Below are 15,316 nucleotides of genomic sequence, written 5' to 3'. Positions count from 1 at the left end.
CATTTTACATCTACTTTTTGATTTAGATGAGCCACTCTAGCCTATTTCAAGCGAGGTATATGTTTTAAATTATGCGTAGGGCGTGGAATTTAGACTGTTTTACGTCTGATTGGATGGGTAAATGGTGCATTTCGCAAGCCAGACGCTTGCATGAGTGAGAACCCGAAAAAATCGGGATAAACTCCTCGGACACTTCGACCAGTGAGCAATGTAGTTGTGTAGCCAATACTACTATGCCAATACCTGCTGTTTATGATAGTTGCGCAGACATTTATTGGCTACCCTATGTATATCACCTTTATAATCGTTCAATCGTTCATCGGCGAAGAGTTCCCTTATCTTACTGCTGGCCTTTTCTTTATAGTCTGTCAATAACGCACCGTACGCCACAGCCTTATCTAAGCGCTCTTCTATATTGGTTGCTTTGGGAAGTGGGGGATAATTATTGACTATGGTATTCAAAAATTGCTCTAGTTCACTCAACTTGTCTTCCATATTAATAGTAATACCTATGTGCACAGTTAATTGCTGATCGTTCTTTATGCTATTGACAATAAAAACCTTGCCAACCACTGCAGTAATGAACATATTTGAACCAATTAGCACCACTATATATATACCTGTACATTTTTTTTTACTTTTACTGTCAGTTGCCGGCCGTTAATAAAAAAGGATTTCATGTAGTTTGGAATATCTTTCCGGCTGAAATGACCGAACGGTAAGAGAATCTGTTTATTGCTTTTCATTAAATAATATACCCAAAGTGCGTACAGGAAAAATACTGCAACAGCTACAATTACTGAAGACAGAGCAAAGAAGTGGATTTGCTGTATTGGCCGACCCGGATAAGATGGCGGCTGAAGATGTGCCGAAACTGGCAAAGCTGTGTAACGAAGCCGGGGTTGACTATCTGTTCATTGGCGGCAGTCTGTTGTTAGCTCACCAAATGGAGTTATGTATTACCCGCTTTAAAGAAAACAGCGATATTCCGGTTGTTCTTTTCCCCGGAAATCCCGCACAGGTATCTCCTCTTGCAGATGCCCTCTTGTATCTCTCTCTTATTTCGGGCCGCAATGCCGACCTGCTCATAGGCCAGCATGTGGTATCTGCACCTTTGGTAAAGGCCAGCGGACTGGAAGTGATATCTACAGGGTATATATTAATAGATGGAGGCGTACAGACTACTGTATCTTATATGAGCCACAGTATGCCTATACCGGCTAATAAGCCCGAAATAGCCCTTTGTACTGCATGGGCGGGCGAAATGCAGGGCAACCATGTGATCTATATGGACGCAGGAAGTGGTGCGAAGAATAGTATTTCTACCGGCATGATCAAGAAAGTAAGTGAGAACGTTGATATCCCTCTATTTATTGGCGGCGGCATAAGCACCCCTGAGAAAGTACGTGAAAATTGCCAGGCAGGAGCAAACATCATAGTGGTAGGTAACGCCATAGAGCGCGACGCTATGCTGATAAAGGATCTGGCGCAGGCAACGAGAGGGTAAGTCGTAAGTCGTAAAGGTCGCTTAGCGCGCCGAAAGAGAACCGACACGATAGTAGTTAGTCGGGAGACCAACAACGGCAGATGAAGTTAAAATGCAGAAAGCCACCCTATCGGATGGCTTTCTTGTTGTATTGTATATCTGTACTTGATTAGTTAGCATTTACTGCATCCTGAACAAGCTGTGCAGCTTCGCTCAAAAGGATGGCAGACTGTACTTTAAGGCCTGAATTAACGATCAGTTCCTTAGCAGCTTCTGCATTGGTACCCTGCAAACGAACAATGATAGGTATATTGATATTACCCAGCTTGTTGTATGCTTCAATAACACCTGCAGCAACACGATCGCAACGAACGATACCACCAAAGATATTGATAAGGATAGCTTTAACATTAGGATCCTTCATGATGATACGGAAACCTGCTTCTACTGTCTGAGCATTAGCAGAACCACCAACATCAAGGAAGTTAGCCGGCTCACCACCTGCCAACTTGATCATATCCATAGTAGCCATAGCCAAACCTGCGCCATTTACCATGCAACCCACGTTACCGTCAAGTTTCACATAGTTAAGGTTATGTTCGCCAGCTTCTACTTCTGTAGGATCTTCTTCGCTCTTATCGCGCATATCAGCCAGATCAGCATGACGCATCAATGAATTATCATCAACATCCATCTTACAGTCAACGGCAAGTATCTTGTCGTCAGCTGATTTGAACAATGGGTTGATCTCCAGCATAGAACAATCAAGACCTACATAAGCATCGTAAAGATTGCTTACGAACTTAACCATGTTCTTGAAAGCAGTACCTGAAAGACCGAGGTTGAAAGCGATCTTACGCGCCTGGAAACCCTGCAAAGGAAAGCCCGGCTTAACCCACTCTTTGTATATTTTGTCAGGAGTGTTATGGGCTACTTCTTCAATATCCATACCACCTTCTGTGCTGTACATGATCACATTCTGCTTCTTAGCACGATCCATTAATACAGACATATAGAATTCCTTACGCTCGCTAGGACCATCATAATACATGTCCTGGGCAATAAGCAACTTGCTTACTTTCTTACCTGCAGGGCCTGTCTGGATAGTAACCAGGGTATTTCCCAAAATGTTCTTAGCAGCGTTTTCCACGCCTTCAGCGTTCTTAACTACTACTACTCCACTCTGATCAGGAACTTCTATCATACGACCCTTTCCACGGCCACCGGCGTGTATCTGCGCCTTGATAACGGCAAACTTGGTTCCGTTGTCAACTGATATTTTCTTGTAAGCGTTTATAGCTTCATCTACGCTAGATACCGCAACACCTTCTTGTGTAGGCACATTGTAGCGCTTCAGCAATTCCTTAGCCTGGTATTCGTGCAAATTCATTTTTTCAAAAATTTGGACGAAGATAGTCAACTAATGTGAAAATGGAAATAATGTAGAAATGTAGCTATGAATTAGACAATTTGGCAATTTGACGATTCGGTAATGGGGCGGCGTTGAAGTGGGAAAATGGGTGATGAATTTGACCATGTACCAACTAGAAAAGCTGAATAACAGTACGAATAAACTACTCATACCTGCAAGGTTAGCTAGTAAATATTACAATATCTATTGATACCTATTGGCTTTAAGATTGATGCCTATCCTGAGTACACTGTGGTCGGAAAGAATGCCTTTAGTATTTGTTTCGGTGTTATACCTATCCCTGGGCATCATTGCATATTCTATGAAAACCATGCCGCATTGACCCCATAAAAAATCTGATTTTACGCCATAGCATGGCCCGAATACATTTTCGCCGTTAATAACAGCTCCTGATAAAGAATTTCCTGAAATAGAAATATTGGCATACTTAACTCCTACTAAAGGACCCGCAGTCCAGGCAATAGAATGACTATTTATAAGTGTAACCATAGGGCTCACCTCAAAAGCAACCGAGCCACCGTTGTCAATGATATCTACAGAGCTCCCGAGCATAGGATATGCCCTGCGAAACCATGACATATTTTTACCGAACTGAAAAGAACCGGAAAGACTGAAATCGAGCAAAAAATTATTGTCAAAAAAGTTATAGGCAGATCCTAAGTTTAACCCCGCCCCATATTTATATGCAGCATTGCGGCCACCTGTTGAAAAGCAAAAGTCGGGGCCCATGTACAGAAACTTATCTTCGAGGATATAGTGTTTCTTTTTCTTGTTGGGGAGTGCAATGTTATCATAAACCGCTTTCGCCACTCGTTCTTCATTTGCTGTGCGCCCTTGTTGTGTTTGTTTATCAGCAAGCTGGGCAACTCTCTGCTTTACGGAATCGCTCTTGGGCTGCATTTCAAGATATTTGTTGTAATAGTATATTGCCTGTTCTACATTTTCTTTGCAATCATGCGCTTTTGCAAGGCAAAGAAAATAACCGGCGGTCATTCTGCCTTCGGGGGAAACGTTATTCAATAAACGCAGAGCATCATCACAATTATGCACCACACTTATAGCATTGTTGGCATGCTCTATATGTTCCTTGTCGGTTTGCGCAAGTGAGGTGTAAGCAGCTATCATAGTGCCTAAAAAAAACAGTAATAAGTGTATAAATTTCATTGTGTGTGATTGAACATTAAGGGATCATAATTTCTTATTCAAATATCAGCCAGGCCATACGTGCCACTTTATCACGTCCTTCGCGTTCAATAACAATAGTGGCGTAGGTGCGCGTAGCGGGCAGGTAATCAGACGCCTCAATATAAACTGCGCTATACTTGTCATCGCTATCTGATGGTCCAAAAACGAGCCCTCTTGTAAGTGTTGCATCATTCAAAGAATAACAAACCGTATTCATTTTGGTAATATTAGCCGCTACGACCTTACCTTTTTCCCCGTCTTCTTTTGCGCCATTATTCAAGTCATCATTGTAGATCACGTAGCGATTCTTATCTGTGTTGATATAGTCGTAAGACATAAAAGAGTTGTGATCGCTATAGCCTGAGCGTATAGACCACTTACCTTTTCTTCTTGTAGACATAAACAACGGCGGTGTCGTTCCTGTGGCTATTTGTTTCTTCATCATTACATAGCCATTGCGTTCCGTACCATCTTCATTAAGCTCGGTAATGCCTATTCCGCCAAGTGCGGTGGTATAGGTGGTTGATGTGGAGTTGCCGTTTCTGTGCACGGTTTGGATATGCGTCATTTCTTCCGCCAATATAGTAGTACTGTTATCTTTATTCACGATCATGTGCTGCGGCATACCCTGGTAGTTCTTTTCTAAACCCAGTTTATTATGCACGTATTCATTGGCCTTCACAGAGCCAAGCGTCTTCACAGAGTTCAATTTTAATGACTCGGGATCGATATAACTCATGAATGAGAGGTACACACCTGCGCCGCCCCTGTTAGCGGCATAGGTAAGCGTAAACAACTGTAGTGTATTGTTGACATGATTATAGTGCATAACAGACTTAGTGTCTTTAAAATCTTCGGTAAACTCAAGCGCTTTGTGCTGAAAGACAGAATCAGTAGCATTCAACCGCGAAACAAATACATGCGCATTCTCCCCTTTTCGGTTTGATGAGCCGTATGTAGCCAAGTACACTCTCTTATCTCCGTCTACAACAGAGCCTATGTAATTGAGATAGTTCAATGAATCATCGGGCGGTGTATAGTAACCCAGGTTAATAGGCTTGTGGCTGCCATTGTAATGGATCACCTTTATCCGATCTTCAGCACCTCTTTCATATAAATTAAAGAAGGTAACTGCATAGCAATCTGATTGCGGATCTTTCTCCACATGAAACTTATCTGCCGAGCCATCAAAGGCGCCGCTTCTGGACATTGTGCCTATCACTTCCTCTTTTACCAGATCGCCGTTGAATGGATCAAAACGTAACCTGTAAAGCGTAGGCAACTTACCCTCAAACTGCGCAAGAAAAAGAACAGGCTCGCCATTGATCTCGTAAAGGCCTTCCACAACAGAAGCGGGTAGCTTCCTGGGATTCCAGAGCTCACTGGTTATTTCCTTAGCCGCAACCGGCTTTCTGCTTTTGTCAAAGACATTTACTTCTATACCATCGCGCCGGGTAAAATGAAAATAAAAGGTGTTGCCGTTCTTTAACAGCAACACTTTATTCCAACCCACAACCGGGGCTTCAAATGTTTCACTTTTTTCTACCCTCGGGTTCTGCGCAAACAGGCATGATGACGATAATAACAGAGCGATTAGTAACAGGACAGGTTTGTTCATTTCTTTTTTTGCAGGCAAAAATAAGTCATTAAACATATTTTCGCCTTATGCAGCAGGTAAGCTATTGGCTCACCGCGCCACCGCTCCTGATTTCAGCTACATTATCTCTGTATCTTCTGACAAAATATTTGTACACAGTCCAGCTTATGAGACCCAACAAAATAAATGGCCAGATGGTGACTAATCCCACAAACAGACCTTCAAGCATTGTAACGCCTTCTCTCACGGCCTCCCCTAGCTGGGTAGTAAAAGGTACGGCTGCAATAAAATCGGGGTTGGAGACTACCTGCACATAGACCTGCGTTGGCTGGGCCAAGGCTATGGTAAGGGTAGCATAGTTGACCTCATCCAGCAGGCGCATGTGTTCTATCTTTCTGTTAATGTATTGTGCGGTGTTTTCATCTTCGTACTGTTGCACTGCAACCAGGTCTTCAGCCTTCTTTGCCAGTTTGGTTGCTTTCTCTGCCGAATAAACCTTTGTGCCGGTTTCTATTTGCAGCTTATTAGCAGTATAGTCGGCAGTAACATCGCTTTGCTTTAAGGTGCGTGAATCAATAAAGCTCACCATAGCCGGAATGCTGTGTACAACAGAGTCGAGCGCAGCAACCGGCACTCTGAGGGTAAGCGTAGCTGTGGTAGTGTAGGTATGCATCTTTTTAAGCGAATCTGACTTGTAGTACACCTCCTTCGCCATATCTGTATTATTCTCTACCCTGCTTTCCTGAACCACGCCACCCGCACTTGTAACTGCTCGTTCCAGGGTATTTACTGCTGTTAATACGTTGGCAACCTCGCAGCGAAAATCGGCGGTGCGGATGATCTTTCGTTCAGGGGCATTAAGCGGCATAGCAACACTATCTGTGGCTACCGACTCTGCGTTCTGACGATTGTTTTGTTCGTGATTGGCACCATTGCTGCAGGCTGCAAGGCATGCCAGTGGCAGGAGCCACCAAAGTTTCTTTGTGGACATAGCTGTGTTGTTTTTGTAAAATGAAAAATGGAAAGCAGACCAGCTGCATGCATTCAGCGGGCGGAAGACTATAAATGTGTAAGTGTTTTTGCTTACTTGTCTTTATACCCATTTCCCGAAAAGGTAACTCGGGAAATGAACATATTTTTTGTTAAAAGAAATTGGGAGGTAACAGCAAGGTGTGGTTACTACTTCGCTCAGTTAATTGGAATTTCATATTTCAGCGCAATTAATGTTGCTTGATTACTACATGTTGCGAAATGTCAACAAAGTACTTAACAAATAATCCTGTACCTAAATCGCCAGCAACTTCTCTATTTCTAACTTTAGTAGCGGTAATTGCTTAATGATTATTCCCCAAATAATGTCATCAGAGACGTTATCATAACCATGAATGATCCTGTTTCTTGTATCAACGATCTTTCTGGAATTTGAAAGTGCAATTGAGCCATCAAGCTGCAATATCCTGTTCATTGCGTCTCCAATAATTTCAATGTTTCTTTCAACTGCCCTTTTAGTTTTCAGATCATTCTGGTAGGCAAAAAAGTTCTTTGGTATATCTTCGAAGAAACTTTCGATCTCCCCGATCGCTTTTATAATGTCGTACAGCCACGTTTGTATCTCAATGTTCATAAACAACTTTACGATGTTGGCTAATTGACTGTCTGAAATAGGGATTTTTAAGCGCTTTCTCTTCGAGAAGATCAATGGGATGTTTGAAAATATCCTGCAGAGAAAATTTCAGATCAAAATAATTATCCGCATATTTTTCAACTTCCATCACATCGAAGTCCACAATCAGGTCAATATCACTTTCGCTATTGAATTTTTCTGTAAGAACTGACCCGAACGCATATAGCTTCTTTACGTTATGACTAACGCAAATTTTTTCTATAATGGCACTATTCTGATCAAATATCGACATATAGCAAATCTAATTAAATTCGTTGATACCATTCGTATCTTTTAAGAAAGTACTAAACAGAAGAATTCCTTCCATACAATCGCCACCCTACTCTATCACCTCATCCGTCCCTTCTTTAGGCTGGTCGTCTTCATGAAAGTATGACCATACGATGCTGGCTTTTGATGCGCCTATAACACGGGTGAGCTCGCGCTCGGTAATGGTCTTTATATTTTTTACAGACCGGAATTCTTTGAGCAGATCGGTAGCTGTCTTTTCTCCAATGCCCGGTATGCCCTCCAGATCGTTTTTGATAGTACCCTTGCTGCGCACCTGCCTGTGGAAGGTGATACCAAAGCGGTGCACCTCATCTCTTATACGGCGTATGAGCAGGTGGGCAGGGTTGTCATAAGGAAGCTGCAGTGGCTCACTATCACCCGGAAAGAATATAGATTCCTCTCTCTTAGCCAGGCCAACAATAGCCATGCGACCTATTAGTCCTAAGCGCTCTATACTCTCCATAGCAGCACCCAGTTGGCCTTTACCACCATCAATAATCACCAGTTGCGGTAGCGGCTGGTTGTCTTCGCTCAGCTTCTTATATCTACGGTACACTATCTCGCTCATAGAGGCAAAGTCGTTGATACCCTCTACTGTTTTTATATGGAAATGACGATAGTCTTTCTTTGATGGCACTCCTTCTTTAAAGCACACCATGGCCGCTACCGGGTATGAACCCTGGAAGTTAGAGTTATCGAAACACTCTATGTGCAATGGCAGCTCAGTAAGCTGCAACGACTCCTGCATTTCTGCAAGCACATTCAGTGTTTGATCTTTGGTTGCCTGTGTAAGCATCAATGCATCTTTGCGGCGCATCTCCTGCAGGAATATCTCGGCATTCTTTATACCCAGGTCCAGTAGTTGTTTTTTATCTCCGGCTTTGGGTATGGTCACCTTTACATTGGGGTCAGTAACATTCACCATTATAGGTACTATTACCTCTTTGGCATTGCTCTGGAAAGTATCGCGCAGGTTGTCTAGTGCAAGTGATAGCACATCTTCTTCCAGTTCATCTACCTTCTTTTCTATCTGTAATGTTTTGGTATGTATAATGCTCCCCTGAGATAGCATCATGTAATTGACATAGAAGTAATTGTCGTCGCTGAGAATACAGGCTATATCAGCATTATTAAGGTGCGGATTCACGATGATGGACTTACTCTGGTAATTGAGCAAAGACTCTATCTTCAGTTTCATCATTTGCGCCTTCTCAAATTTCATATCTGCAGCATATCCGTTCATCTCCACCTTCAATGCCTTGATCACATCGCCAATATTGCCCTTCATAACATGGCGCACGTGCTGCAGTTTTTCATTGTAATCGTCCAGCGTCTGCAGGCCCTCGCATGGTCCTTTGCAATTGCCCAAATGGTATTCAAGGCATACCTTAAATTTACCTTTAGCAATATTGGCCGGTGTAAGGTTAAGACTACAGGTGCGCAGCGGTATGTTTTGTTTTACGATATCCAGCAACTCCTTTACTCTGAAAACACCGGTGAAAGGCCCCAGGTATTCCGACCCATCACGTATCAACCTGCGGGTGAGAAACACACGCGGGAAAGGTTCTTTCTTAATAACAATGTAAGGGTAAGTTTTATCGTCTTTAAGATCAATGTTAAAGCGGGGCTGGTAGTGCTTTATCAGTGAGTTCTCCAGCAGAAAGGCGTCATGCTCAGAGTCTGTTACTGTAAAGTCTATAGAGTGTATAAGTGAGACCAGTTTACGGGTCTTATAGTTATCTACTGTTTTATTAAAATAAGAACTCACCCTCTTCCGCAGGTCTTTGGCCTTACCTACATACAAAAGTGTTTTTTCAAGATCATAGTATTTATAACAACCCGGCTGGTGCGGGATGGTTTGCATCAATGCGCTGAATTCCTGTTTCGTCATATTTAACCTTCCTCTTCTCTATCGTATTGCATCGTACTGCGTGATCTTATCCTTCTTCGCTCCTATCAGCGGATCTGTGATCTCATGAACCTGTATTGTCCTCAATGGCGTATAAAGTAACTTCTGCTTTGTTTCACCTAAAAATGTCTTTTTGTATGTTTCTATATACAAGCCTCTCACCTTCATAGTATTGATATCCATGGTAAGCAGTAGTTTCTGCACAAACATGTCTGACTTGTTGGCCACGTACATAAAGTCGTGTGTATTGTCCAGCTCATCATCAAATTGGCTGAATGTATACTTATTGAGGTATTTCCTGTCGCTGATATCGGTAGCAATAAATGGGGCCAACACAGCAGGCCAGTCCATTAGTTCGGCATTGGTCATGCTGGTGTCTACCTTGCCGTTTTCTTTAATGGTCTTCTTAAAAGCCACAGGTTCACCGGCATGAGATTGCCACTCATCAATTATGTACTGGTTTACAGAAAAATAGTTGCCCTTTACATCGGTGAGCACATCTATCTGGGTTCTTTCCTTACAGGAAGAAAAAAACAAAACAAGTGCCATACAACCGATAAAATACTTTGAGATTATTTTCACAGGGTAAATTTAAGATTAATTGCGCAATGGCTTAATAGCTCAATGGCTCAATTTTTCCAGATGTAGAAAATATTTATTATTTCAGGTATTTCCTTAATTCAATTGAGGATCTATAGGCATATTGGCAAGGAAAGAATAGTTCTTACCCAGGCTGCTGATGGCTGCCTTCCACACTAAGTGAGGCTCTGTTTCAAACAGCAGCTCATCTGTAGGGTCGCCTACCAGCCACGTATTTCCCGTCACCTCCCGTTCCAATTGGCCTTCCGACCAGCCCGAATAGCCCATAAAAAGGCGCAGGTCCTTTTCTTCGTAATTACCTTCCTGCACAATTTTCTTCAGCGTCTCATAGCTACCGCCCCAATACACTCCGGGAGAAACCGGTATTCCGCCCAGCACGTCTGGCATTCTGTGTAAGATGTGTAATGTATCTGGCTGCACGGGACCTCCCTGGTATATAGCCATTGGCGGCATAAATAATAACTGGTCAGCAAGCAGATCGCCTAATGTGAGAGCGGTGGGCTGATTGAGAACAAAACCTATCGTTCCTTCTTCAGTATGTTCGCACAGCAATACAACTGATCTGGAGAAATCGGGGTCGCTAAGAAATGGCGCGGCGATCAGCAGTTTGCCTTTTGCCGGTGGTATTTTGGGGGCTTTATCATTAGGGTATATAAAATCCATCACGATAAATGTAATACATCAAGGTATTATTTCAAAACAAAGCGTCTTGTAATAACGTTAAGATTGATGAACAGGATGGCATTCTACTTGCCTTTTAGAAATTTATCCATTTCCTCCCGGTAATTCTTCATGGCCAGCTTTTGCTTTACCTGCTTAAAATTGGCTTTGTCGGTTGTCTTGGCGTATGCCCATTGTGCAAATTCTAGCTTGGTGCTTTCAAAGCCAAAACAATCCATTAACGACATCACCTGGCCGGTGGTCAAAGATTCGTTTTTCAATACTTCTTTGGCCGCGGTCATTTTTTCTGTATCGGTAGTCCTTACGTTTATTTTGGTCTTTAGCTTATCCGTCTTTGTAGTAGCTTTTTTAGTGGTTTTCGTCGCTTTTTTTGCAGCGGCGTCTTCCCCTTCATCAATGGTAACAGGTGAGGCTACCGGGGTGCCATCCGGCAGTGTTGGCGCTACATTGTCATCAGGACTGTTATTGCCCAGTGTGTTATTGTAGGTATCATTGTTATTGGCGTTACCTGGCTGCTGCGCGCTATTATCGGTGCGGCTATCATAATTATTGAGGTTGTAATTATTATAACCTTGCGGATCTGTTGGCAGGTTAGATTGTACTGCATTCATATCCATTTCTGTAATTGCCGCCTCGCGGGTATGCGGATCTACTGTACACAAAGATGCCTGCCCCTGGTAGGTTTTTACCTTTCCTTCCCATATGATTCCTTCACCTGTGCGGCCATTAGACAGTGTTTCAGTAATATATACTATTACATAATGCCTGCCTCTGGGCAGATCATTCACCGTTACAGATTCGCCCGACTTACGAAAATGACGACCATCGACCGATACCGTTATGGGTCTGCGGTCAGTAAGACTTATTTTGAGCATTGTCTGCGCAAACGAGGGAACTATTCCTGCGATCAAAACGAGCAATGTGCCAACTATCTGTTTCATATAAAAACGATCTGTTATTAAAAGGGACCTATGGATATTCATTGGGGATATCTCAATTGTCGTGCCATTTTTTATGGTTGTAGCAATAATGCACAGATAATTCCCGCTGATACACCCGCATTGAGCGATTCTGCACCGCCTAGGCGGGGAATCATCACTTTGTGCGTTGCCTGCGCCAATACTTTTGCAGATACCCCTTTAGATTCATTACCTATGACCAGAATACCGGCGGTAGGTTTAGCAGTAGTGTATATATTTTGTCCGTCTAGTGTAGCGGCGATAACCGGTATCTTACTATTGCTGAGAAATGCTTCAAGATCGGTCTCATAGAGGTTTACGCGTAAGTGTCCCCCCATAGAAGATTGTACAACCTTGGGGTTATATACATCTACACACCCCTCCCCGCAAACTATGTGGTTGATGCCAAACCAATCTGCAATGCGGATAATGGTGCCCATATTACCGGGATCCTGTATATTATCAAGCGCAAGGCACCACTCCTCCATTTCCTTCAATTCAGGCACGTCTTTTTTGTAGACCACCAGCAGCACTTGGTTGGGAGTAGATAATGAGGATACAGTCAATAGTTCCGCTTCGTCAGCAATGTGTAGTTCAGCTTCAGGGTGGAGCGCTATCAGATGAAGGCTCCCATCTACCCACAGTTGTGTAGCAACAATTTTTTGAATACGTGCATCACTGCGCAGCCATTCCTCTGCTATCTTCGTACCCTCGGCGATAAATACTTTATGCTCGTTCCTGAATTTCTGGTGGGTTAACGAACGAATATATTTACTTTGTGTTTTGGATAACATAGTCTTGCAAAACTATTGTTTAATTTGGGCAATTTAAGTGAATCCCTATTTTACAGCACGGTTTTTGCTTATCGGTTGTCAGATAATAATTGATTTTTAAACTACGGAATGAATAGTAAAGCGCGATCATGCAATAGATTAGTTACCATAGCACTGCTGCTGGCAGTATGGATGGTAGCAGGTTGCAGCAGTACTAAACATATACCCGATAGGCAGCACCTGCTGAGAAGCAACCGTGTGAAGCTTAAAAGTGACGTTGTTATCTATAATAAAGGTGAAATAAAAGATAACCTAGCTCACCTGGTAATGCAGAAGCCCAATACATATGTGGGATTTTCTTTGGGTATAATGCCGGTGAGGCTGTGGCTTTACAACTTCAGGTATAATAAACTCAAGAACCTTCCCGAAACTTCGCTCCCAAAAACTGTAGAGCGGCCCGCGCTAGTCGACACATCATTTATCCCTAAAAGCATACAAAATATGCGGGCATACCTCTTTAATCAGGGTTTCTTTTATGCTAAAATAACCGATACTATTACCTACAAGCACAAGAAAGCCTACGTTACTTACAATGTAAACACGGGTAATAATTACCTCATCAACAAGATCCACCTGGATATTGATGACAGCAGCATTAAGCAACTGGTGAGTGAGAACATGCTGGCTTCAGGCCTTAAAAAAAACAAGGCATTTACCTATGTACTCCTTGATGATGAGCGCAGCAGGCTATCAACTTTAATAAGAAATAACGGCTACTACCAGTTCTCACAAGATAATATCAGGTTCGAGATAGATACCATGGACAAGGAGTTCTTCAGAGATGTGGAGAACCCATTGGAGAATGCGATCAATTTCATCTCCTCTACTCGTACCAATAAAAAACCCACTATCGATATCTACGCTATTATCCGGAGTGTGGAAGACTCTTCAAACGTACCTTTTACATCAGGCGCAGTAACGGTTTATCCCGACTATGGTGGCGCCGAGGACAGGCAAAGTTTGCGGATGCGACAGTATACCGTAGACAGTATCCTGTTTAAATACCACGAAAATTATGTACATGCTAAAGTATTGGCAGACAGAATATTTCTGGCACCCGGTAAGAAATATTCTCTGTCAGATTATGACAAGACCATTGTATCGCTGAATGAGTTGGGTATATTCCAGTACATCCGCGTACAGACCTATGAGAACCCCAAAGACAGCACCCTGAGTTATAACATATACCTGAACAAGACCAAGAAACACGACATCAATATCAATAGTGACGTCACCAGTGGCTCTACCTATCAGTTCGGCATGTCGGGCGGACTGAGTTTCAGAGATAAAAATTTCGCCAAAGGAGCAAATCTGCTGTTGGTATCACTCAACGGCGGTATCGAATATAACTACAGCGACAAAGTAGGAAAAGAATTTTTCGACCACTTCTCCCTCCTCACTCGTTACTATGGTATCAATGCCAGTATAGACTTCCCCAAGTTTGTAGCGCCCATCTCATCCAGCCTTTTCAGCAACTCCAGTTTACCTCATACCATTATTACCGGTGGTGCCAATGTTATTGAGCGTGTACAATACTTCACCCTCGTGAATAGCAGCGCCTACTTTAAGTACAACTGGCGCCAGTCGAGGGCAACAACCTGGGAATTGGCCCCTGCATTTGTGAACATCATCAGGCTGCCTGTAAAGTCCGATCTTTTCCAGGAGCGCCTGAACAGTAATGCCTATCTCCGAGACAGTTATAAAGAAGTATTTATAGAAGGAGAGAATATTACCTACACCTACAACAACAGTGAGCGCAAACTGGGTAAAAACTATTTCAGATTAAAGATAGGGCTGGAAGAAGCCGGTGGAGTACTCGGTGCAGTAAATTCTCTGGGATATGCATTAAATGATCTCTTCACGATAAAGTACGCACAGTATGGCAAGCTCGATTTTGACGCACAGCGCTTCATCACCCTGCCGCACTCTATAGTTGCCTTCCGTTTGTATGGTGGTGTAGGCGTGCCTTATGGCCAGTCAGACGTACTACCTTATGTAAAGCAGTTTTATGTAGGCGGCCCATACAGTCTTAGAGGTTGGAGAATACGCACACTCGGTCCGGGTAGCTCATTCGATAGCTCTCTGCTAACCCAAACTAATACCCTCGATCGTACCGGAGATATAAAGCTGGAACTGAACAGTGAATACCGCTTCCCTATCTTGCCACTATTTGCGGGAACTGTAAAAATGAATGGCGCCCTTTTTGCCGATGCCGGTAATATATGGCTGGCCAAAAAAGACAGCGCATATGCCAATGGTGAATTTCAGCTAAGCAGGCTTGGGCATGATATAGCTATGGACGTAGGCGCAGGTACACGTTTTGAAATTGCCTCTTTCATAACCCTGCGACTGGACGTAGCCATGCCTATAAAGAAACCATACGTAAGCAGTAATGGTGGCTGGGTGTTAAACCAGATAGACTTTGGCAACTCTACCTGGAGAGCCAATAATGTGGTGGTCAATATTTCGATAGGCTATCCGTTCTAGGTAGACTTTTTACTACGATAGTTAGTTCCAATAAATTCATCTCATTCCCCAAAAACATAAGAGGCGGGTCATCCTATGTTTGCAATAGCAAGTAAATAGAGATAATTTAGGTATTGAATCATTGCAGAAGAAAAGGGGTAAAGAACAAGACTGAGGTTTGTCATTGGGCATTAAGCCTGTTCGCAATGCTAGT

General features: G+C 43.0%; 14 protein-coding genes. 2 read left to right on the top strand and 12 right to left on the bottom strand.

Translation table 11 applies throughout. The features are described 5' to 3' along the window. Nucleotides 1–231: 231 nt before the first annotated feature. The gene (locus CJD36_RS22825) at nt 232–588 is read right to left on the bottom strand and encodes a hypothetical protein (protein ID WP_105041525.1); all 357 of its coding nucleotides are present in this window, start codon (nt 586–588) and stop codon (nt 232–234) included. Nucleotides 589–763: 175 nt separating this feature from the next. On the opposite strand from CJD36_RS22825, the gene CJD36_RS22820 reads away from it, so the two are divergent. Beyond that, nucleotides 764–1,507, top strand: coding sequence for a geranylgeranylglyceryl/heptaprenylglyceryl phosphate synthase (locus CJD36_RS22820; protein ID WP_240609414.1), 744 nt, complete (start codon nt 764–766; stop codon nt 1,505–1,507). A 148-nt stretch (nt 1,508–1,655) separates the two neighbouring features. On the opposite strand, the gene sucC is transcribed toward CJD36_RS22820, so the two are convergent. From sucC to CJD36_RS22760, 11 genes are all read right to left on the bottom strand, one after another. Then, nucleotides 1,656–2,876, bottom strand: coding sequence for an ADP-forming succinate--CoA ligase subunit beta (gene sucC / locus CJD36_RS22815; RefSeq protein WP_105041524.1), 1,221 nt, complete (start codon nt 2,874–2,876; stop codon nt 1,656–1,658). A gap of 225 nt (nt 2,877–3,101) precedes the next feature. Continuing rightward, entirely contained in the window at nt 3,102–4,082 is a 981-nt protein-coding gene (locus tag CJD36_RS22810; RefSeq protein WP_133162770.1) for a hypothetical protein, read from the bottom strand. A gap of 34 nt (nt 4,083–4,116) precedes the next feature. Beyond that, nucleotides 4,117–5,721: a hypothetical protein gene (locus CJD36_RS22805; RefSeq protein ID WP_105041522.1), complete on the bottom strand. Its 1,605-nt coding sequence runs from the start codon at nt 5,719–5,721 to the stop codon at nt 4,117–4,119. Between the two features lie 61 nt (nt 5,722–5,782). Next, nucleotides 5,783–6,691, bottom strand: a complete 909-nt coding sequence (locus CJD36_RS22800) for a DUF4349 domain-containing protein (protein WP_105041521.1) — start codon at nt 6,689–6,691, stop codon at nt 5,783–5,785. 294 nt (nt 6,692–6,985) lie between these two features. Then, a complete protein-coding gene (locus CJD36_RS22790; protein WP_105041519.1) occupies nt 6,986–7,324 on the bottom strand; it encodes a HepT-like ribonuclease domain-containing protein in 339 nt (112 codons plus the stop codon). Beyond that, a complete protein-coding gene (locus CJD36_RS22785; RefSeq protein ID WP_105041518.1) occupies nt 7,314–7,616 on the bottom strand; it encodes a nucleotidyltransferase family protein in 303 nt (100 codons plus the stop codon). Before CJD36_RS22785 ends, CJD36_RS22790 begins: the two co-directional genes overlap by 11 nt. 87 nt (nt 7,617–7,703) lie before the next feature. Beyond that, complete coding sequence (uvrC, locus tag CJD36_RS22780) at nt 7,704–9,545, bottom strand: excinuclease ABC subunit UvrC (RefSeq protein ID WP_105041517.1); 1,842 nt, start codon at nt 9,543–9,545, stop codon at nt 7,704–7,706. A gap of 18 nt (nt 9,546–9,563) precedes the next feature. Next, nucleotides 9,564–10,145 (bottom strand): hypothetical protein, encoded by a 582-nt coding sequence (locus CJD36_RS22775; RefSeq protein WP_133162769.1) that lies wholly within the window; start codon nt 10,143–10,145, stop codon nt 9,564–9,566. 93 nt (nt 10,146–10,238) lie between these two features. Beyond that, nucleotides 10,239–10,826, bottom strand: a complete 588-nt coding sequence (locus CJD36_RS22770; RefSeq protein WP_105041515.1) for a YqgE/AlgH family protein — start codon at nt 10,824–10,826, stop codon at nt 10,239–10,241. Nucleotides 10,827–10,909: 83 nt separating this feature from the next. After that, nucleotides 10,910–11,785: a DUF4476 domain-containing protein gene (locus CJD36_RS22765; protein ID WP_161499427.1), complete on the bottom strand. Its 876-nt coding sequence runs from the start codon at nt 11,783–11,785 to the stop codon at nt 10,910–10,912. Between the two features lie 71 nt (nt 11,786–11,856). Next, complete coding sequence (locus CJD36_RS22760; protein WP_105041513.1) at nt 11,857–12,597, bottom strand: TrmH family RNA methyltransferase; 741 nt, start codon at nt 12,595–12,597, stop codon at nt 11,857–11,859. Between the two features lie 108 nt (nt 12,598–12,705). Between CJD36_RS22760 and tamL the strand changes: the two genes are divergently transcribed. Next, on the top strand, nt 12,706–15,123 hold the full coding sequence (gene tamL, locus CJD36_RS22755; RefSeq protein WP_105041512.1) for a translocation and assembly module lipoprotein TamL: 2,418 nt from the start codon (nt 12,706–12,708) through the stop codon (nt 15,121–15,123). Nucleotides 15,124–15,316 lie beyond the last annotated feature (193 nt).

Source organism: Flavipsychrobacter stenotrophus (genome assembly GCF_002954265.1).
Classification (GTDB): Bacteria; Bacteroidota; Bacteroidia; order Chitinophagales; family Chitinophagaceae; genus Flavipsychrobacter; species Flavipsychrobacter stenotrophus.
Note: the sequence above shows the minus strand (reverse complement) of the source record. Positions and strands in the feature narration are given on the sequence as shown.

What these genes read in the sequence shown, in the direction of transcription:
- uvrC (WP_105041517.1), bottom strand. Translation starts at nt 9,545, where the DNA reads ATGACGAAACAGGAATTCAGCGCATTGATGCAAACCATCCCGCACCAG.
- CJD36_RS22800 (WP_105041521.1), bottom strand. Translation starts at nt 6,691, where the DNA reads ATGTCCACAAAGAAACTTTGGTGGCTCCTGCCACTGGCATGCCTTGCA.
- CJD36_RS22760 (WP_105041513.1), bottom strand. Translation starts at nt 12,597, where the DNA reads ATGTTATCCAAAACACAAAGTAAATATATTCGTTCGTTAACCCACCAG.
- CJD36_RS22765 (WP_161499427.1), bottom strand. Translation starts at nt 11,785, where the DNA reads ATGAAACAGATAGTTGGCACATTGCTCGTTTTGATCGCAGGAATAGTT.
- sucC (WP_105041524.1), bottom strand. Translation starts at nt 2,876, where the DNA reads ATGAATTTGCACGAATACCAGGCTAAGGAATTGCTGAAGCGCTACAAT.
- tamL (WP_105041512.1), top strand. Translation starts at nt 12,706, where the DNA reads ATGAATAGTAAAGCGCGATCATGCAATAGATTAGTTACCATAGCACTG.
- CJD36_RS22790 (WP_105041519.1), bottom strand. Translation starts at nt 7,324, where the DNA reads ATGAACATTGAGATACAAACGTGGCTGTACGACATTATAAAAGCGATC.
- CJD36_RS22805 (WP_105041522.1), bottom strand. Translation starts at nt 5,721, where the DNA reads ATGAACAAACCTGTCCTGTTACTAATCGCTCTGTTATTATCGTCATCA.
- CJD36_RS22825 (WP_105041525.1), bottom strand. Translation starts at nt 588, where the DNA reads ATGTTCATTACTGCAGTGGTTGGCAAGGTTTTTATTGTCAATAGCATA.
- CJD36_RS22770 (WP_105041515.1), bottom strand. Translation starts at nt 10,826, where the DNA reads ATGGATTTTATATACCCTAATGATAAAGCCCCCAAAATACCACCGGCA.
- CJD36_RS22785 (WP_105041518.1), bottom strand. Translation starts at nt 7,616, where the DNA reads ATGTCGATATTTGATCAGAATAGTGCCATTATAGAAAAAATTTGCGTT.
- CJD36_RS22810 (WP_133162770.1), bottom strand. Translation starts at nt 4,082, where the DNA reads ATGAAATTTATACACTTATTACTGTTTTTTTTAGGCACTATGATAGCT.